This is a genomic window from Pseudomonas sp. PDM02 (assembly GCF_014852285.1).
Lineage (GTDB): Bacteria > Pseudomonadota > Gammaproteobacteria > Pseudomonadales > Pseudomonadaceae > Aquipseudomonas > Aquipseudomonas migulae.
This window is the reverse complement of the sequence record NZ_JACVBL010000013.1, coordinates 160,920-178,975: the sequence shown is the minus strand read 5'-3', so window position 1 is coordinate 178,975 and position 18,056 is coordinate 160,920. Positions and strand designations below refer to the sequence as shown.

The window sequence follows — 18,056 nt, the reverse complement described above, 5'->3', positions numbered from 1 at the left end:
GGCAGGGGCAAGGTTACAAACGCGGTTCGACGCGCATACGCTGAGGGTTGCTCGGGACCGGCGGACGACCGTAACGGTCATCACCGGCACCGCCGAAAGGATGATCGTCGTCAGGGTCGTCGGCCCGGGCCGCAGCCTTGGCGGCTGCCGTGCGTTCCTTGCGAGCATTGGAAGCGCGTTCGATCGGGAAACGGATCGCCACGAACACCAGGTAAATGCCGAAGGCGATCATGCCGTACATGAACAGGTCGGAGACCGCTCGCCAGGCATTGTTGCCAACCTTGAACGCGAGATCGAGGGCGGTAATGGCGATGGCCGGTGCGACTTTTTCCTTCACCGGATCGATGATCGTCGGGCTGAACAGCAACACAGCGACCAGCAGTCGCAGAGGCTCGCGCAACCAGCGCCACATCCAGCGGGTCATGCGCATCCACACCAACAGGCAGCCTAAAGCGGCGAAGGCGTAAAGGCCCCAAGCGATCAGATAGTCGTTCTCGGTCATGGTGTCCATGGCAAGGCAGGCAAAGAGGCGCTTATAGTAACGACTTTTCGCACATCAGGCTTGCCCCAATGCCGGCCGGCTATGCACAAACACTGTGGGAGCGAGACCGGCTTGCCGGCGAAGGCGTCCTGTCAGCAACATTGATGGCGACTGACACACCGCTTTCGCGAGCAGGCTCGCTCCCACAGGGATTTGCGTCATTTGCCTATAGCCTGCGAACCCCTCTATTCCGTACATCGCCCGAGAGCCCTTCATGCCCCAATCCGCCAACATCACCAGCGCCCCGATTGCCCACAAGGCTGAAGGTTCTGACCCGTATGCCTGGCTGCAGGAACGCGACACCGACGTGGTGCTCGATTACCTCAAGGCTGAAAACCGCTATCTAGAGGCGCAAACCGCCGATCAGGCCGGTCTGCGCGAAACCCTCTTCGAAGAGATCAAGGGCCGGATTCTCGAAACCGACCTGTCGCTGCCCTCCCCGTGGGGCCCGTATCTGTATTACACGCGTACCACCGCCGGCGACGAATACGCCCGTCACTACCGCTGCCCGCGCCCGGCGGATGACAGCCTGCAACTCGACGAAAGCCAGGAACAGCTGCTGCTGGACCCGAACGAACTGGCCAACGGCGGTTTCTTTTCCCTCGGCGCGTTCAGCATCAGCCCGGACCACCAGCGCCTGGCCTACAGCCTCGACACCACGGGCGATGAGATTTACACGCTGTTCGTGAAGGAATTATCCAGTGGCCGCGTCAGCGAACTGGAATTCGCCGACTGCGACGGCAGCATGACCTGGGCCAACGACAGCCTGACGCTGTTCTTCGGCGAATTGGATGACACCCATCGCCCGCACAAACTGTTCCGCTATCGGCTGGACGGCACGGCGGCCGAAGAAGTGTTCCATGAGCCGGACGGCCGCTTCTTCATGCATTGCTACCGCTCAAGCTCGGAGCAGCAATTGCTGCTGGCGCTGGGCAGCAAGACCACCAGCGAAGTCTGGGTGCTCGACGCGTTCCAGCCGCAACAGGCGTTTACCTGCGTGGCGCCACGGGTCGAAGACCATGAGTACGACGTCGATCACGGCGCTCTCGATGGCCAGTGGACCTGGTTCATTCGCACCAACCGCGACGGCATCAACTTTGCCCTGTACACGGCCGTCGATACCGGCGTCGCGCCGACCGAAGCCGACTGGCAGAACCTGATTCCCCACAGCGACACCACGATGATCGACGGCATGAGCCTCAACGCCGGCGCCCTGACGCTGAGCCTGCGGGTCGGCGGCTTGCCGATCATCGAGGTTCACCCGCAAGACCTGCCGAGCTACCGCGTGCAATTGCCGGATGCGGCCTACAGCCTGCACGTACAAAACAGCCTGGAATTCGTCAGCGAGCGGATCCGCTTGCGCTATGAAGCATTGAACCGTCCGGCGCAAATCCGCCAACTGGACCTGGTCAGCGGCGAACAGAAAGTGCTCAAGGAAACCCCGGTGCTCGGCCCGTTCGACGCCGACGCCTATGTCAGCCAGCGTCTTTGGGCGACTGCGCCGGACGGTACGCAAGTGCCGATCAGCCTGGTGGTCAAGCGCGAAGCCCTCGGCAAGCCGACACCCCTTTATCTGTACGGCTACGGCGCCTACGGCGAAAGCCTCGACCCGTGGTTCTCCCACGCGCGCCTGAGCCTGCTGGACCGCGGCGTGGCGTTTGCCATCGCCCACGTGCGCGGCGGCGGCGAGTTGGGTGAAGCCTGGTATCGCGCCGGCAAACAGGAACACAAGCACAACACCTTCAGCGACTTCATTGCCTGCGCCGAGCACCTGATCGCCAACGGCTTCACCACCTCACAGCAATTGGCGATCAGCGGTGGCAGTGCCGGCGGGTTGTTGATCGGTGCGGTGCTTAACATGCGGCCGGAGCTGTTCGGCGCGGCGATTGCCGAAGTGCCGTTCGTCGATGTGTTGAACACGATGCTCGACCCGGACCTGCCGCTGACCGTCACGGAATACGACGAGTGGGGCAATCCTGAAGAGCCGGACGTTTATGATCGGATCAAGGCCTACGCCCCGTACGAAAACGTCACCGCGCAGGCGTATCCGGCGACGCTGGTGATCGCCGGCTACAACGACAGTCGCGTGCAGTACTGGGAAGCGGCGAAGTGGGTAGCGAAATTGCGCGCGACCAAAACCGATACCCATCAACTGCTGCTCAAGACCGAATTGGGCGCCGGGCATGGCGGAATGAGTGGCCGTTATCAGGGATTGCGTGACGTAGCACTCGAATACGCATTTGTTTTCGGGGTTTTGGGCATTGCCTGAGGAACTTGGCTCGGTGATTCGGTCTTAACACCAGAACGCCGAGCCTGCCCTTGTAGGAGCGAGGCTTGCCCGCGAAGGCGGCGTGTCAGCCAAGAGGGATGTTGAATGATAAGGCCTCTTCGCGGGCAAGCCTCGCTCCTACAGAGAGCGCTCCATAATCCCGTAAAGACAAAAGAAAAAGACCGTGACGACATGTCAGAACCGACCTTACTGAACAACGAAATCCGCGACTGGCTGATGGACTGTGGCCTGTTCGATCAACTGCTGCCCGCCGACTTCGCCGCCGCCTCGGGCTACTTCAGCATCAGCACGGTGGCCGAGGGCGAGGAGATCTTCCGCGAAGGCGATGCCGGCAGTTTCATGTGCATCATCCATACCGGCCAGGTCGCGGTACAAAAAACCAACAGCGACGGACAACGGGTGACCATGGCCACGCTGCGCAGCGGTCGGGCGTTCGGCGAGATGGCTGTGCTCGATGGCGAACGGCGTTCCGCCAGTTGCGTAGCCGCGAGCAATTGCCAGTTGCTGAACCTGGGCAAGGATTCCCTGGAAAAGATGCTCAACGACGCGCCGAAAATCGCCGCCAAGATCATCCGCGCCCTCGCCGTCTCCCTGTCCAAACGCCTGCGCATGGCCGATGGCCAACTGCTTTCACAGCAGGTTTAACCGCCGGGAGACTTGATCTTCGTGCGGTTCTGCTCAAGCCCCGGCAAGGGCTGATCCTTGGGCGGGCTGGGCACGATGATCGGCGGCAACAGCGGCGGCCCGCCACTGCCAGGCCCGACTTTGGGCACACTGTTGGGGGTGATCTGCGGGTACGGCGTCGGCGTTGCAGTACCGGGCGAACCGGGCAGCGGCGACGGGCTGGTCGGAATGGTTTGCAGCTCTTGGGCCTGCACTGCAGTTATCGAGAGCGCGGCCAAGGCAATGACCGTTAGAATGGTGCGCTTCATCAATGGCTCCGTTAGCCTTGTTGTCTATTTGCAGGCTACTCCCAACTGCGTTCGTTTGCCTCCCCCATGCCCTTCCTCCTCAAGAGAACCCCATGAAACGTTTCGTTCTGCTCGACACCGCGCCTATCCCTGAAAACGGCGGTGCCCTGTGCCTGTTCGAATACGGAGAGGATTTCGTCATCAAGATCCAGGGCGGCGACGGTGGACAATTGATGAATACGCGCATGCACGGCTCCGAAGATGCGCTGGCCGAGATCCCCTGCCGCAAGGTCGCCGGACGACCGAATTCGCGGGTATTGATTGGTGGCCTGGGCATGGGCTTTACCCTCGCCTCGGCCCTCAAGCATTTGGGCAAGACCGCTGAGGTGGTGGTCGCCGAACTGGTACCGGGCGTAGTCGAGTGGAATCGCGGGCCGCTGGGCGAGAAAGCCGGGAACCCGCTGCTGGATAAACGCACGGTGATTCGCATGGAAGACGTGGCGAACGTGCTGCAGGCCGAACCGCAAGGTTTCGATGCGATCATGCTCGACGTCGATAACGGCCCGGAAGGCCTGACCCAGAGAGCCAACAGCTGGCTCTATTCCGCTGGCGGCCTGAGCGCCTGCGCCAAAGCCCTGCGCCCAAAAGGGGTGCTGGCCGTCTGGTCGGCCAGCGCCGACAAGCAGTTTTCCGACAAACTGAAGAAGGCGGGCTTCAAGGCCGAGGAAGTCCAGGTCTTCGCCCACGGCAACAAGGGCACCCGCCACACCATCTGGATTGCCGAGAAGCTCAAGGGCTAGGCTAAACTTACGTCATAACCGTCATTAGTCTTTTACAAAGGTGAACCCATGAGTTCGTCAACACCGACCAACACCTCGAAGCTGGACCGCATCCTCGCCGACAACCAGCGCGACAAGGAAATGGGTTACCGCGACAAAGCCCTGAAGATGTACCCGCACGTGTGCGGCCGCTGCGCCCGTGAGTTTTCCGGCAAGCGCCTGAGCGAACTGACCGTGCACCACCGCGACCACAACCACGACAACAACCCGCAGGATGGTTCGAACTGGGAATTGTTGTGCCTGTATTGCCACGACAACGAGCACTCGCGGTATACCGACCAGCAGTATTTCGGTGAGGGCTCGTTGAGCACGCCGAAGATTGCCAAGGCGACGCATAACCCGTTTGCGGCGTTGGCTGGGTTGATGAAGAAAGACGACTGAATATCTTCATTGCCTGACTTGGCCCCATCGCTAGCAGGCTAGCTCCCACAGGGGGATCTTCTGTGCACATAAGTGTTTGTGAACACCCAAGATCCAAAGTGGGAGCTAGCCTGCTAGCGATAGCAATTGTTCAGACACCACCAATCTCAAACCAGACACCCCCTCCCCCAATCCCCGTATAATCGCCGTTTTTTCCCCGAAGGCACCCCGCTCGTGGCAGACAAACGGTACAGCTGCATTGGTTTGTTCAACCCAAAATCACCGGAAAACGTCGGCTCGGTCATGCGCGCCGCCGGCTGCTACAACGTGGCGTCCGTGTTCTACACCGGCAAGCGCTATGACCGCGCCGCCGACTTCGTCACCGACACCAAACGTGTTCACTACGACATTCCGCTGATCGGCATCGACGACCTGAAAAAAATCCTGCCGCTGGGCTGTGTACCGGTGGCCGTGGAACTGGTCGACGGCGCTCGTTCGCTGCCGGAATACACCCACCCGGATCGCGCGCTGTACATCTTCGGCCCGGAAGACGGCTCGCTGGATAAAGAGATTCGCGACTGGTGCGAAGACGTGGTCTACATCCCGACCACCGGTTGCATGAACCTTGCGGCCACCGTCAATGTCGTGCTGTACGACCGTATGGCCAAGGGCCTCAACACCCGCTCCGGGCCGAAATTCCGCTGAACCGACGCACATCCGATGGAACAAGCCGCCCGCCTCGGCAGTCAGCTTAATTATGTATTCTTGAAGCAGTCCTTCCAGCAGGAGACAGATCATGAGCGAACTCAAACGCGTGGAGCGCATCGAATCCACCCCGTTCCAGAGTCCTTCCGAGCATAACGTCCACGGTTGGGAACGCGCAGGCTCCGTCGCCGGCGGCCTGGTGATGGTGGGCAAAGGCCTGCGTCGCGGCGGTATTTTCGGATTGATCCAGGTGGCGATCGGTGGCGTGGCGCTGGCCCGTGGCATCACTGGCCACAGCTCGGCCAAGAGCCTGCTGGAGAAGAGCCGTCAGGACATGAACAACGTGCGGGCGAAGATCGAGCGTGCCGGGGAAGACCTGGCTCGGTTGAAGGCGAACGCCGAGGCAGCGACCAAAACCGCCACCGTGACCGGGAATGATTCGTTGAAGTCGCCGAAAGCCGGGGTTTGATCCGAAATATCCGTTGAGGCTTGTGGCCTCTTCGCTAGCAGGCTAGCTCCCACATTGGTCCCGTGTACGACGAAGCCCCAGTGTGGGAGCTAGCCTGCTAGCGATAGCGGTGTCACTGAATCAAATCGTTATCGAGGACTTTCGAGGACTCGCCAATCACGCTCTCGGCCAGTTGAACGAATTCCTTGGTATCCACACTCTCCAGGTGCATCGCCCCGCGCAACACATCATCGAGCGAGCGCTTGTTGCGGGTCTTGATACGGATCTCCTGATCCAGTTCACTCAGCAATAGAACCGCTTTGCCAATCTGTGCCGGGCTGATCTGCTCGCCCCGCAACGTCGTGACCTTCTGGCTATCCTTGGCCAACTTCTTGTGCAAACTCTCATACCGCTCATCACTCATGCCACCGGCGCGGCGCACCAGTTCGATGGCGTAATACTCGGCAAAGCCTTCGCTGATCCAGTCGCTGCGCTGCTTGTCGTTGATGCGCCCGAACACCTGGGCCAGCTCACGCACCAGCGCGCTGCTGCCACTTTCGCTGACCAGTGGCAGACGCGAATTCAGATAGATCGATTCTCGCGCCGCCAGACTGCCGCGCCACATCGGGTCGTTGGCGCCGACGATCAGCAATTTGGCGGGATGACGCGGAAACACGGCCTGCACTTGCGGCCAGACGAACGTCAGCAGCGTCAGCACGTCCATGCGGCGCATGCCCTGGCCCTGAGGCGAGGCGACGGTGACTTCGGTTTCCCCAAGCCGGGTGCGACGACTGCCGAGGTGACCGGCGAGCATCCAGCCGGTTGGCCGGTCGAACAGGCGCGAGACGTTGTCGATGCGGAATTTGTTCTTGCCGATCCGCGGCCAGGCGGTTTCGACGCTTTTCCATCCGCTGGGCAATTCGAATTCAAGGCGTGACACCAATTCGATGCCGTCCTGCTGATCGAGTCTGGCGGCCGGTACCAGGTCGTCGCCGCGCATCAGCGCCCAGGTCGGGGTCATGCGCGTGTCGAAGCTGCCGCTCTTGCGACCGTGGCTGATGCGCACGCGGTAGGTCAGGCTGGCCTTGTCGGCCGCCGGGCGCCAGACACCCCGGGCCTCTTTGCCCGGCGTGAGTTGCCATTGGCCGTCGGCCTTGAAGTCGCTGTAATGGCTGCCGTCGCCAAGGTCGAAATCCAGACTGCGCACCGCCGAACCCTGGGCCAGCGTCAGGCGCACTTCAGCCTGATCGCTTTGCGGCAACAGGCGCACGTGGTAATCCAGATCGACTTTTTTCGCCGCCCACACCGACGAACTCAGGGCCAGCAGCCCAACGGCCAACGCCAGCCGCAATCCCACAGCCATACACACTCCCTTGTAAAACTAACCTGCGCGGAAAATCAGATGGTCTTCCCAATCGTCCTCGGGCACGCTGCCTTCGGCGAGCATGCGCCCGGACTGGGAAATACGTTCGTGATGCACGGCATCGCGATCACCGCACACCAGATGGTGCCAGAGTGGCAAATCCTTGCCCTCGCTGACCAGGCGATAACCGCAGGTCGGCGGCAGCCATTTGAACTCATCGGCCTTGCCCGGTGTGAGCTGAATGCAGTCCGGCACAAATTCACGACGGTTGGGGTAATCGCTGCACTGGCAGGTTTTCAGGTCCAGCAGTTTGCAGGCGATGCGCGTGTAATAAACGCTGTTGTCGTCTTCATCCTCAAGCTTTTGCAGGCAGCACAGGCCACAACCGTCGCACAGCGATTCCCATTCCTCTTGATCGAGTTGATCGAGGGTTTTGCGTATCCAGAACGGTTCGACTTTGGCGGCCATGGCTCAAGCATCAACATCAGGTGGTGAAAAGGCCGCCAGTCTAGTGCCAAGGCCGTTGCGGGCCAAGCATTGGCGACTGCCGGTAGAACGCGCTTGTCAGTTTTTGCGCTGCCCAGTAGGGTTTCGCGTCGCCCCTCACTTTCAAACGTAGCAAGGAATCTATTGATGAGTGCCAATCCACGCGTTGCCGATTATGCCATCCACCCTCAATTCACCGATCGCTGGTCGCCCCGCGCCTTCACCGGCGAGGCTATCTCCGAGGAAACCCTGCTGAGCTTCTTTGAAGCCGCACGCTGGGCGCCATCGGCCTACAACTCGCAGCCTTGGCGGTTTCTCTACGCGCGCCGCGATACGCCGAACTGGGAGCGTTACCTGGGCCTGCTGAACGAGTTCAACCGCAGCTGGGCGCAACACGCCTCGGCGCTGGTGATCGTGATCTCGAAAACCACCTTCACGGCGCCCGGCGCCACTGAAGAAACCCCGGCGCTGTGGCACACCTTCGACACCGGTTCTGCCTGGGGCCACCTGGCGCTGCAAGCGAGCATCAGCGGCTGGCACACTCACGGCATGGCCGGTTTCGATCAGGAACTGACCCGCAAGGAGCTGAACATTCCCGAAGGTTACGCACTGCACGCGGCAGTGGCGGTGGGCAAGCTGGGGGACAAGGCGACGCTGGCGGATTACCTGCAAGCCCGTGAAGAGCCAAGCCCGCGTCGTCCGTTGAGCGAGTTGGCGGCTGAAGGCGACTTCACCCTCTAAGCCACACCGCAAAACCAATGTGGGAGCGGGCTTGCTCGCGAAAGCGGTGTACCTGACAGAGTTAATGTCGACTGACACACCGCTTTCGCGAGCAAGCCCGCTCCCACATTTTTTATTGCAGTGGGCTCAATACCCGCGATTGAAATCCACTTCGCCGCGCAACGCCTCACCCGCCTGATACGCCCGCAAATTCTCGACAAACAACTTCACCATCATCGTCGGCGACGTTGGTGCGGAGCTGTGGCCGGTCAGCAGCAGGCCCCAGGCCGTCCAGAACGGATGACGTTGCGGCAGCGGCTCCTGACGGCAGACGTCGATCACCGCGCCCGCCAGATGCCCTTCCTTCAAGGCTTCCACCAGATCCGCATCGACCACCGCCACGCCGCGCCCGACATTGATGAACAACCCGGTCGGCTTGAATTGCTTGAACAGCGCTGCGTTATACAAGTCGTGGGTGCTCGGGGTGTTCGGCAGCAGATTGATCACGTAATCCACTTCACCGACCAGGCGCGGCAAGTCGGTCAGCGCCCCCACTTCGACAAACGGAGCCTGCTCGCGGGCTTCGCTGGCGATGCCATACAACTCGACGCCAAACGGCAGCAGAAACTGCGCGACGGTCTGGCCGATATCGCCGGTGCCGACGATCAAGACCTTGCGCCCTGCCAGGCTTTGGCCCTGACGGCTGTCCCATTTGCGCTCGACCTGACTGACCAAGCGCGGCAGCACTTCGCGTTCGTGGCCGAGCATGTAGGTCAGCACGTATTCAGCCATGACCTGACCGAAAATCCCGACAGCGCGAGTCAGGCGATAGTGGCGCGGCAAACCGTCGGCCAGCAGCGGCGTGATCCCGGCCCACGTCGACTGCAACCATTGTGGCTGGTGGCCCTGACGCAACAGAGTGGCCAGGAGGTCCGGCTGACCCAGCCAGATCGGGCAATCGGCAGCCTGACTGGCCAGTTCGGCGGAGTCACCGCTGGTCAGCACTTCCAGATCAGGTGCTGCCTGACGCAACAGTTGGGCATACACAGGGTGGTCGTGTTCAGCAATCAGAACGCGCATGGTTCAAACCTTTCAAAAGCAGTGCAGACGGCCGCCGAGGGAGTATCGCTCCCTCGTTGCGGCCATCGCCAAAATCATTCCAGTTTTTCATAAAGGCTCTGAACAGAGCCTGTCTGCCGACTACATCGGGTCGTTGCGTCGCAACAACTCTTCCGGCAAGTGTTCGATGTATTCGTCTTCGGCCGGCGGCATTTGCAGGTGATAGCCCTGCTTGTCGAGGTTTTCCAGCACCACGGTGATGTCCTCGCGCGACAGCTTGCGCTCGGGGGTCAGCACCAGGTCAAACGCGTGGTGAGGTTTGCCGAAAGCGGCCATCAGACTCTCCGGAACGCGCTCCAATGCATCGCTTTTGAGCACATAGAGGTACATCTCGTTTTTCTTCAGGCTTCGATAGATGGAGCAAATACGTTTCAAGGCTGTTCTCCGGCGGTGGCCAGGCTGTCGAGCAGCGCCTGGCCCATCAATTCGCGGCGCCAGCCACGCAGCGAATCAGGCAATTGGTAAGGACCATTGGGGAAGCCGCTCTTGAGCAGCGCTTCCAGGGTTTTCTTGCGCAGCATCAGTTCCGGCGCGACGTTCAGTCGCTCGGCTTCGGCCTGGCCGAGTGCACGCAACTGTTTGATCAGTGCGGCAGCATCCACCGGCAACGGTTCCGGCACGGCAGGCGGCCATTGATCTGGCGACACACTGCCAGAGCGCTTGATCAGATCAAGCAGAAATTCGCCGTCCTGACGCACGGTACGCGGGTGCATGTCTTCGATTTTCGCCAACGCCCCGAGGTTGTCCGGTTGCGTGCGCGCCAGCGGCCACAGGGAATGTTCACGGATGATGCGATTGCGCGGCAGATCACGGGCGCGGGCCTCGCGCTCACGCCAGGCACAGAGTTCACGCAAAACGGCGAGCTGAGCGCGAGACAACTTCCAGGCCAGTTTCGCTTCGCGGTAAACCTCGTACGGGTCGACTTCACGACGCAGGTTGGCCACCAGCTCGGCGCCGTCTTCCAGGACCCAGGCGTATTTGTCGTCAGACAGCTTCGGACGAAGCTGTACGAAAACTTCTGCCAGGTGCAAGGCGTCTTCGGCGGCGTAGCTGATCTGGGTGTCGGACAGCGGGCGTTGCAGCCAATCGGAACGGGTCTCGCCCTTGGGCAGGTCGATGCCGAGCACTTCCTGCACCAACCGCGAATACCCCATGGAGAAACCGAGGTTCAGGTAGGCGGCGGCCAATTGCGTGTCGAACAGCGGCGCCGGCAGGCTGCCGGTCAGGCGCAGCAACACTTCGAGGTCTTCGCTGCACGCGTGGACGACTTTGACCACGGCCGGGTTTTCCAGCAACGCGGCCAGGGGTTGCCAGTTGTCGATGGTCAACGGGTCAATCAGGTAAGCGCGTACGCCATCGCCGATCTGCAGCAAACCCGCGATCGGATAAAAGGTGTCGACCCGCATGAATTCGGTGTCGAGGGCAACGTAGGGCAGCTGCTGCCACTCGGCGCAAAACCGGCCGAGGCTATCGTTGTCGCGAATCCAGTGAATATCGATGGCCACACGGCTCTCCCTTGAAGAATGGCGCGCAGTATATATCGCCCCCGGCGATTTCCGCGCCTCCACTGAACAAGAGCTTTAGCGAAAACACCTGCTTGTTAGCAAGAATAGTCTGACGGAGGGAGGTTATCTGGCCTTACGCAGCACGTAGACGCGCATCCGCGTGCAACCGGGCAGGAAATCCTGATGGCTGAGTAAACGGAACCCGGCCTGTTTGAACTCGGCTTCCACCTCGGCCTTACTGGCCAGATGCCGGGCATGAGTGCCTTGTGCATCGGGTTGCCGGCGTTTGAAATGAGCTTCGACCCGCACCGCGACAATCACGGTGTCGCGGCTGACCCGGTGGAACTCACCGAGCATGGCTGACCGATGCTCGGCGCAGGCGATGTGCTGAAACAGTTGCATGCAAAAAATGCAGTCCACCGCATTCGCCGACAAGCCGATGGCGAACGCCGAACTCTGAAAGGTCTTGACCCGTTTCAGCAGCTCTTGCGGATGATGGATCGGGGCGTGATCGAGCATGTCCTGCGACGGATCGGACGCCAGGATCACCCGGTTAGCATGTTCGGCCAGCACCGGCCAGAAACGTCCGGCCCCGCAAGCAACGTCAAGAATCAACCCCGGCTCGCCGGCCACCTTGAGCGCGTTGCGCACCAACTGCTCGTCCCGCCAGAACGCCAGGCGCCCGGCCAGGCCACGCGGACGCGGCTGCATGCAGACGCGGGCGTGTTCCTGGTCATAGCGCCGGGCGAACTCAAGCTCGAAGGCAGATGGGGGTTGAGGGGACATGTGTGATTGCTCTTGTAGGAAAATCTACCGGCCGCAGGTTAGCGGCCGATACGTGAAAAAAAGGTCGTTACCCTCACTCTTTGGCCAAGACGCCGTCGATCACCGCACCACGGCAGCCGGCAAACAGGTCCAGATCCTGGTTGTAGACCTTACTGTTGACCTCCAGCAGACCGAGCATCGAATGGAACAGGTTGTCCTGGCTCAGCGGCTTCTCACGGCTCAATTGCAGGCAGTGTGTGTCCACCGAGAACGACTTTTGATAGCTGTCAGAGAACCAGGCCAGCATCGCAACATGCTTCTGTTGCTCCGGTGCCAGCATGTAAGGCGTACCGTGGAGGAACAGGTTGTATTCGCCCAGGGATTCGCCGTGGTCCGACAGGTAGAGCATCGCGGTATCAACTTTGTCCTGGTTGCTGCGCAACAGATCAATCAGGGTCGACAGCACGTGGTCGGTGTAAACGAGGGTGTTGTCGTAACCATTGACGATACTTTCGCGACTGCAATTATTCAGGGCATTACTTTCACACACCGGCGTAAAGCGTTCGTACTCTTTCGGGTAGCGCTTGAAATACTCCGGGCCATGACTGCCCATCTGGTGCAACACCAATACCGTGTCTTTATCCAGGGTGTCGATGAAGTGCTGCAAACCTTGCAGGAGAATTTCATCGCGGCATTCACTATTGGCGCAGAGCACCGGGTCTTTCAGGTTACTGACATCGTCGAGGGTGACGCGGTCGCACGTGCCTTTGCAGCCTGACTGGTTATCGCGCCATATCACCTCCAGGCCTGCACGCTTGAGCACATCCAGCAGGCCTTCTTCATTCTTGGCCTTGCTCGCGTTGTAGTCCTTGCGGCCCATGTTGGAAAACATGCAGGGCACCGACACGGCCGTTTCAGTACCGCAGGAATGCACATCGGTGAACGCGATCAGGCCGGCTTCTTTATCCAGTTTTGGCGTGGTGTCACGGTTATAACCCAGCACACCGAAGTTCTCGGCCCGGGCACTTTCACCGACCACCAGCACGGTCAGGGATTTGCGGCTGTGCGCTTGCCAGGTCGGATTTCTCTCGGCGTCCTCACCGATTTTAACGAAAGGCTGATGGGCCGAAGCGACTTGCTCACGCAGGTAGCTGAACGAGGCGCCGATGTAGTTACTCGGGACCACCATCAAACGCAATTCATGGTGATTGCGAAACAGTGAGGACAGGCCCTGATAGTTGACCAGTGCGACGCCACCGATCACCGCCACCGACGCAACACCTACCAGTACTTTACTGAGCAACTCACGGTGCCAGCGGCGGTAATTAATTGGCGTTTCCCACAACAACCACGAGGGTAAAACCCCGAGCAGAACAATATAAACAAGTAACTTTATCGAGAGTAAGTCACGCACTTCCGTGGCATTGGTTTGCGCAAAGTTACGCAACATGCCGGTATCAATAAGTGCACCGTATTGCCCCATGAAATACGCCACCCCGGCGCTGATCATGAAGAGCAGGGTCAAGACCGGTTTCAGCAGCGGGCGGAACGCCAGCAAGGTCAATACAATGTTGAAAGCAGCCAGAATCATCAAGCCAAAAGCCACGCGCATGACGATGCCTTGACCGTCGAACGCGGTGATTTCAAACAAATGTTGCCAGAGCACCAAATTAAAGCCTGTCAATAAAAAGGCACTGGCAATCAACGTCACCCACTCGGGGCGAACGGCTTTGAGTTTCCACATGATAATCGGCTGTTCCTGAAAAGAAGTGCCGTCGGCCAATGTGAAAATTTCATTGACCGCGACAGCACTAATTTTAAGTAGCCAACCATCAATTTTTTGTGAAAAAGAAGCCAACGATTAGTTGGCTTAAGGCGTTTAACTAAATCTTCAGTTGTATTTGAGAATGGTTCAGGCCTGGTTCAGGTACCAACGCCAATCCTGCTCACCGACCTCGCCCATGAATTGACGATACTCGGCACGCTTCACCGCGAGGTAAACACCCAGAAATTCTCTGCCAAAGGCCTCTCGCGCCCAGCCCGAACCTTCCAGTGCGCGCAAGGTGGTCAGCCAGTCGGTGGGCAGCAGTTCCGTGGCCTGGGCGTAACCATTGCCTTCCACGGGCGCACCTGGGTCCAGTTGTTCGCGAATGCCGCGATGGATACCCGCCAGAATCGCCGCAGCCGCCAGGTACGGGTTGGCGTCGGCGCCGCAAATGCGATGTTCGATGTGCCGCGAGAATGCCGGCCCGCCTGGCACGCGTAGACTCACGGTGCGATTGTCCACGCCCCAGGTGGCCGCCAGCGGCGCGTAGCTGTTGGTCTGGAAGCGACGGTAGGAGTTGGCGTTCGGACAGAACAGCAACAACGAATCGAGCAAGGTACTGAGCATCCCGCCAACCGCCTGTTTAAGCAGCGGCGTACCGTCTGCGGCTTCGCTGGCGAACAGGTTGTTGCCGTCCTTGTCCGCGAGGCTGACGTGCATATGCATGCCCGTGCCGGCCAGGTCATCGAACGGTTTGGCCATGAAGCACGCGGTCATCCCGTGCTTGTGCGCCACGCCCTTGACCAGGCGCTTGTAGCGCACGGCTTCGTCCATCGCCTGCAAGGCGTCGGTGCGATGCTCAAGGGTGATTTCCACCTGCCCCGGCGCGTATTCGGAAATCGCCGTGCGCGCCGGGATACCCTGGAGTTTGCAGGCGTTGTAGAGATCCGCCAGAAACGGCTCGATCTGCTCCAGTTCACGCAAACCATAGACTTGAGTTGCGCGCGGGCGCCCGCCATCGACATCCCGCGCCGGTTGCGGCCGACCATTGCTGTCGCGCTGCTGATCCAGCAGATAAAACTCCAGCTCCGCGGCCATCACCGGGTAATAACCGTCCGCCTGCAAGCCTTCGATCACCTTCGCCAACAGGTGCCGCGGGTCGGCGATGGTCGCCGGCATGCCCTCCTTCGGGTGCATGCTGACCTGCACCGCCGCCGTCGGAATCAATCGCCATGGCATGCGCGTCAGGCTGCCGCTGATCGGGTAGGCCCGGCAATCGATATCCCCCACGTCCCAGACCAGACCGGAGTTTTCCACGTCATCGCCGTTGATGGTCAGGCCCAGGATAGTGCTTGGCAGGGGGCGACCGCTTTCGTAGACCGCCAGCAGTTCATCGCGATGCAACAACTTGCCCCGAGGCACACCGTTGTTGTCGAGGATGAACAACTCGAACATCTCGATATCCGGATTCTGTTCCAGAAAAGTCAGGGCTTCTTGTTTCGTGGCGAAGGAGGTCGTGGCACAACTCATAGGAATTCTCTTGTTTCCGCGTCAGGCAAACGCGCAGGCGCTGCCGGTTTGATCCCGGCGCACAGCGCAGGACCTGTAGGAACAATCAACGGGAAAGGCAGGAATCCGGTGGGCGCGCGTGACGGCAATGCCACAACGCCCAGAAGGCGAGTTCGGAAGGAAGTGCGACTGGACAATCGTCCATAAAGAAGACCGCAGTAGACAGATGAGCAGCAGCGTCACATGGCTGGTTAAGTCGTTAAATCGGGATTTGAAGAACTTTGGTTGTGGGTTGGCTAAACAATCAACCAGCCACCCTATACCCTATGTGGCTGCCGCCACACAGATCCCTGTAGGAGCGAGCCTGCTCGCGAAGGCGGCGTGACAGTCGATATATATGGTGACTGACACAGCGTCTTCGCGAGCAAGTCGGATCGCCGCACCGCCGCTCCCACAGGGGATCTGTGCAAGGCAGAGGTATTTGATTTTTAAATACTGCGACGGACTTTCTGATTTGCGGCTTCCAGGCCTCTCGCGCCTAATCGGGCCCTGTCATTCAAGGTCCAATCGATGGAAAACGTCCGCGCCACTTCTCGCCCTGCCTTCTGGTTGATGATCAGCATCATGCTCGTCGCCCTGAACCTGCGCCCGTCCATGGCCGCGGTCGGCCCTTTGCTCTCGGCGATTCGCGGCGACATCCCGCTGAGTTTCAGCCTGGCGTCGCTGCTGACCATGCTGCCGGTGATGGCCATGGGATTGGCGATGTTCTTCGGCCTCAGCGTCAGCCAATGGCTTGGCGAACAGCGCACGGTGGTGGTGTCGTTGCTGATCATCGGCCTGGCGACAGTGTCGCGCCTGTTCCTCGACTCCGCGGCCGAACTGATCCTCAGCGCCGTTCTGGCAGGTGTCGGTATCGCGCTGATTCAGGCGTTGATGCCGACGCTGATCAAGTCGCGTTTCAGCGACAACGTTTCCGTGTGCATGGGCCTCTACGTCACATCGATCATGGGTGGCGCCGCCCTCGCCGCGTCCTTCGCGCCGCTGGTGATGATGCGCACCGACAGTTGGCGGGGAGGCCTGGCGATCTGGTCGATCCTGGCGTTGGCGGCGCTACTCTTCTGGCTCGGCCAACGCGCGGCGATGCCGGCACTGCCCGCTCATGAGCAACGAAACAGGTCGTTCTTCGCCAATTCCCGCGCCTGGTTACTCGCCATCTTCTTTGGTCTGGGCACAGCGTCCTACACCTGTGTGCTGGCCTGGCTGGCGCCGTACTACGTGGAAAAAGGCTGGAGCGAACAAAACGCCGGTTTGTTGTTAGGTTTCCTCACGGCCATGGAAGTACTGTCCGGCCTGCTGACGCCTGCGATCGCCAACCGCAGCCGTGACCGTCGCCTGGTGCTGATGGTGTTGCTGGCGCTGATCATGGCCGGTTTCTGCGGGCTGATAGTGAGCCCGCAACACCTGAGTCTGTTGTGGCCGTGCCTGCTGGGGCTGGGCATCGGCGGACTGTTCCCGATGAGCCTGATCGTGTCGCTGGATCATCTGGACAACCCGCAACGTGCGGGCGGGCTGACGGCTTTCGTCCAAGGCATCGGCTACCTGATCGCCGGCCTCTCGCCGCTGATTGCCGGGATCATCCGCGATCAACTCGGCAGTTTCGAATGGGCCTGGTGGTCGCTCACCGGCGTCATGGCGCTGATGATGTTGATGGTCCTGCGCTTCAACCCGCGGCACTACGCCCGCCACATTCACTGACCCGGAAGCGCCCTCATGAAACACACCGGTTTCGCCGCCGCCCACTTCGGCATGCTGCTCTGGGCACTGTTGATCGCTGCTTCGTTTTCCGCAGCGGCGCAGGTCAGTCAGGCCATTGATCCGGTCCTGCTGACCGGCTTGCGCCTGCTGTTTTGCGCCCTGGTGTTTTTGCCGCTGTTGCTGATCAAGGGCGACACCGCCATGACCCGACGCGGGCTATTCGGCCATGCCGTCCTCGGCCTGCTGCTGGCGGTTTATTTTGGCTCGTTGTTCGAAGCGTTGCGCTACACCAGCGCGGTCAACACCGGCACGATGTTCACGCTGGTGCCATTGCTGACCCTGCTTTTCGAAGCCGTATTGATGCCGGACAGCAGCCTGAAACAACGGGTATTGCCGATGTTGATCGCGGCCGCCGGGGCCGTGATGCTGGTGCTGAAAGGCGCGGGGCCGGGGGAGTTGCCGTCGCTCTATGCGGTGTCGGTGTATGGGCTCGGTTGCCTGGCGATGGCGCTCTATTCGCCTCTGAGTCAGCGGCTGAAAACCAGCAGCCTCAAGGGTCGTGGCCCGGTGGGCATGACTTTCTGGAACATGCTGTTCGGTGCGTTGTTCCTGCTGGTGTTCTGTGGGGTCAGTGGAGGCTGGCGATCGGCATCGTTGCTGACCCTGAACGATTTTTACTGGCTGATTTACCTGGCGTTGTTCGCCACCCTGGCGACCTTCTGGTTGCTGCACCGGGCCATCGGTGTCATCGCCCCCTCATCGGTCATTTCGTACATTTACCTGAGCACGTTGTTCATCACGCTGTTCCATTGGTTCTGGTGGCGTCAATCGCCGATGCCGCTGGAAATCGTCGGTGCGGTACTCGTAGGCATCGGCATGTTGGCGTTATTGATGTCCAGTCGTCGCACTGTGCATTTGGCACTGCCTCACAACTAAAAGGGAAACTTCCCACAAAGCATTCTCCTGGGACCATCG

At 60.2% G+C, this 18,056-nt stretch carries 19 protein-coding genes; 9 read left to right on the top strand and 10 right to left on the bottom strand.

The window, feature by feature from the left end:
• Positions 1-13: 13 nt before the first annotated feature.
• The gene (locus IB245_RS22700) at positions 14-511 is read right to left on the bottom strand and encodes an MFS transporter (protein WP_192228710.1); all 498 of its coding nucleotides are present in this window, start codon (positions 509-511) and stop codon (positions 14-16) included.
• Between the two features lie 244 nt (positions 512-755).
• Here IB245_RS22700 and IB245_RS22695 point away from each other — a divergent pair, with 244 nt between their 5' ends.
• Complete coding sequence (locus tag IB245_RS22695) at positions 756-2,810, top strand: S9 family peptidase (protein ID WP_192228709.1); 2,055 nt, start codon at positions 756-758, stop codon at positions 2,808-2,810.
• Between the two features lie 192 nt (positions 2,811-3,002).
• Entirely contained in the window at positions 3,003-3,476 is a 474-nt protein-coding gene (locus tag IB245_RS22690; RefSeq protein ID WP_008035048.1) for a cyclic nucleotide-binding domain-containing protein, read from the top strand.
• On the opposite strand, the gene IB245_RS22685 is transcribed toward IB245_RS22690, so the two are convergent.
• Positions 3,473-3,763 (bottom strand): hypothetical protein, encoded by a 291-nt coding sequence (locus IB245_RS22685; RefSeq protein ID WP_192228708.1) that lies wholly within the window; start codon positions 3,761-3,763, stop codon positions 3,473-3,475. The genes IB245_RS22690 and IB245_RS22685 overlap by 4 nt on opposite strands.
• 92 nt (positions 3,764-3,855) lie before the next feature.
• Between IB245_RS22685 and IB245_RS22680 the strand changes: the two genes are divergently transcribed.
• From IB245_RS22680 to IB245_RS22665, 4 genes are all read left to right on the top strand, one after another.
• Positions 3,856-4,542, top strand: coding sequence for a spermidine synthase (locus IB245_RS22680; protein WP_150634630.1), 687 nt, complete (start codon positions 3,856-3,858; stop codon positions 4,540-4,542).
• A 48-nt stretch (positions 4,543-4,590) separates the two neighbouring features.
• A complete protein-coding gene (locus IB245_RS22675) occupies positions 4,591-4,962 on the top strand; it encodes a YajD family HNH nuclease (RefSeq protein WP_008034789.1) in 372 nt (123 codons plus the stop codon).
• Positions 4,963-5,175: 213 nt separating this feature from the next.
• Positions 5,176-5,646 (top strand): RNA methyltransferase, encoded by a 471-nt coding sequence (locus IB245_RS22670; RefSeq protein ID WP_008034973.1) that lies wholly within the window; start codon positions 5,176-5,178, stop codon positions 5,644-5,646.
• Between the two features lie 91 nt (positions 5,647-5,737).
• Positions 5,738-6,115 carry a DUF2892 domain-containing protein gene (locus tag IB245_RS22665; protein ID WP_192228707.1) on the top strand — a complete coding sequence of 126 codons (378 nt, stop codon included), beginning with the start codon at positions 5,738-5,740 and terminating at the stop codon, positions 6,113-6,115.
• A gap of 112 nt (positions 6,116-6,227) precedes the next feature.
• On the opposite strand, the gene IB245_RS22660 is transcribed toward IB245_RS22665, so the two are convergent.
• Positions 6,228-7,457, bottom strand: coding sequence for a hypothetical protein (locus tag IB245_RS22660; protein ID WP_192228706.1), 1,230 nt, complete (start codon positions 7,455-7,457; stop codon positions 6,228-6,230).
• Positions 7,458-7,475: 18 nt separating this feature from the next.
• Entirely contained in the window at positions 7,476-7,925 is a 450-nt protein-coding gene (locus IB245_RS22655) for a YcgN family cysteine cluster protein (RefSeq protein ID WP_008034970.1), read from the bottom strand.
• A 165-nt stretch (positions 7,926-8,090) separates the two neighbouring features.
• Between IB245_RS22655 and IB245_RS22650 the strand changes: the two genes are divergently transcribed.
• Positions 8,091-8,684 carry a nitroreductase family protein gene (locus IB245_RS22650; RefSeq protein ID WP_008034969.1) on the top strand — a complete coding sequence of 198 codons (594 nt, stop codon included), beginning with the start codon at positions 8,091-8,093 and terminating at the stop codon, positions 8,682-8,684.
• A gap of 126 nt (positions 8,685-8,810) precedes the next feature.
• Here the strand turns inward: IB245_RS22650 and IB245_RS22645 are convergent, their stop codons facing one another.
• From IB245_RS22645 to IB245_RS22620, 6 genes are all read right to left on the bottom strand, one after another.
• Entirely contained in the window at positions 8,811-9,743 is a 933-nt protein-coding gene (locus IB245_RS22645) for a D-2-hydroxyacid dehydrogenase (protein ID WP_192228705.1), read from the bottom strand.
• Between the two features lie 120 nt (positions 9,744-9,863).
• Entirely contained in the window at positions 9,864-10,157 is a 294-nt protein-coding gene (locus IB245_RS22640) for a YcgL domain-containing protein (protein WP_008036150.1), read from the bottom strand.
• Positions 10,154-11,287, bottom strand: a complete 1,134-nt coding sequence (gene rnd, locus IB245_RS22635) for a ribonuclease D (protein ID WP_008034962.1) — start codon at positions 11,285-11,287, stop codon at positions 10,154-10,156. Before rnd ends, IB245_RS22640 begins: the two co-directional genes overlap by 4 nt.
• A gap of 123 nt (positions 11,288-11,410) precedes the next feature.
• Positions 11,411-12,073 (bottom strand): class I SAM-dependent methyltransferase, encoded by a 663-nt coding sequence (locus IB245_RS22630; RefSeq protein ID WP_192228704.1) that lies wholly within the window; start codon positions 12,071-12,073, stop codon positions 11,411-11,413.
• A gap of 73 nt (positions 12,074-12,146) precedes the next feature.
• Positions 12,147-13,796, bottom strand: a complete 1,650-nt coding sequence (locus IB245_RS22625; protein WP_192228703.1) for a phosphoethanolamine transferase — start codon at positions 13,794-13,796, stop codon at positions 12,147-12,149.
• Positions 13,797-13,964: 168 nt separating this feature from the next.
• A complete protein-coding gene (locus IB245_RS22620; protein ID WP_008034959.1) occupies positions 13,965-15,347 on the bottom strand; it encodes a glutamine synthetase family protein in 1,383 nt (460 codons plus the stop codon).
• 549 nt (positions 15,348-15,896) lie between these two features.
• Between IB245_RS22620 and IB245_RS22615 the strand changes: the two genes are divergently transcribed.
• Positions 15,897-17,081: a cyanate transporter gene (locus tag IB245_RS22615; protein ID WP_192228702.1), complete on the top strand. Its 1,185-nt coding sequence runs from the start codon at positions 15,897-15,899 to the stop codon at positions 17,079-17,081.
• A gap of 15 nt (positions 17,082-17,096) precedes the next feature.
• Entirely contained in the window at positions 17,097-18,017 is a 921-nt protein-coding gene (locus IB245_RS22610; RefSeq protein ID WP_192228701.1) for a DMT family transporter, read from the top strand.
• Positions 18,018-18,056 lie beyond the last annotated feature (39 nt).

Coding starts and splice junctions, on each gene's coding strand:
- IB245_RS22650 (WP_008034969.1), top strand. CDS start 8,091: ATGAGTGCCAATCCACGCGTTGCCGATTATGCCATCCACCCTCAATTC.
- IB245_RS22665 (WP_192228707.1), top strand. CDS start 5,738: ATGAGCGAACTCAAACGCGTGGAGCGCATCGAATCCACCCCGTTCCAG.
- IB245_RS22615 (WP_192228702.1), top strand. CDS start 15,897: ATGGAAAACGTCCGCGCCACTTCTCGCCCTGCCTTCTGGTTGATGATC.
- IB245_RS22645 (WP_192228705.1), bottom strand. CDS start 9,743: ATGCGCGTTCTGATTGCTGAACACGACCACCCTGTGTATGCCCAACTG.
- IB245_RS22690 (WP_008035048.1), top strand. CDS start 3,003: ATGTCAGAACCGACCTTACTGAACAACGAAATCCGCGACTGGCTGATG.
- IB245_RS22685 (WP_192228708.1), bottom strand. CDS start 3,763: ATGAAGCGCACCATTCTAACGGTCATTGCCTTGGCCGCGCTCTCGATA.
- IB245_RS22610 (WP_192228701.1), top strand. CDS start 17,097: ATGAAACACACCGGTTTCGCCGCCGCCCACTTCGGCATGCTGCTCTGG.
- IB245_RS22675 (WP_008034789.1), top strand. CDS start 4,591: ATGAGTTCGTCAACACCGACCAACACCTCGAAGCTGGACCGCATCCTC.
- IB245_RS22655 (WP_008034970.1), bottom strand. CDS start 7,925: ATGGCCGCCAAAGTCGAACCGTTCTGGATACGCAAAACCCTCGATCAA.
- IB245_RS22630 (WP_192228704.1), bottom strand. CDS start 12,073: ATGTCCCCTCAACCCCCATCTGCCTTCGAGCTTGAGTTCGCCCGGCGC.
- IB245_RS22620 (WP_008034959.1), bottom strand. CDS start 15,347: ATGAGTTGTGCCACGACCTCCTTCGCCACGAAACAAGAAGCCCTGACT.
- IB245_RS22625 (WP_192228703.1), bottom strand. CDS start 13,796: ATGTGGAAACTCAAAGCCGTTCGCCCCGAGTGGGTGACGTTGATTGCC.
- IB245_RS22700 (WP_192228710.1), bottom strand. CDS start 511: ATGGACACCATGACCGAGAACGACTATCTGATCGCTTGGGGCCTTTAC.
- IB245_RS22660 (WP_192228706.1), bottom strand. CDS start 7,457: ATGGCTGTGGGATTGCGGCTGGCGTTGGCCGTTGGGCTGCTGGCCCTG.
- IB245_RS22680 (WP_150634630.1), top strand. CDS start 3,856: ATGAAACGTTTCGTTCTGCTCGACACCGCGCCTATCCCTGAAAACGGC.
- IB245_RS22695 (WP_192228709.1), top strand. CDS start 756: ATGCCCCAATCCGCCAACATCACCAGCGCCCCGATTGCCCACAAGGCT.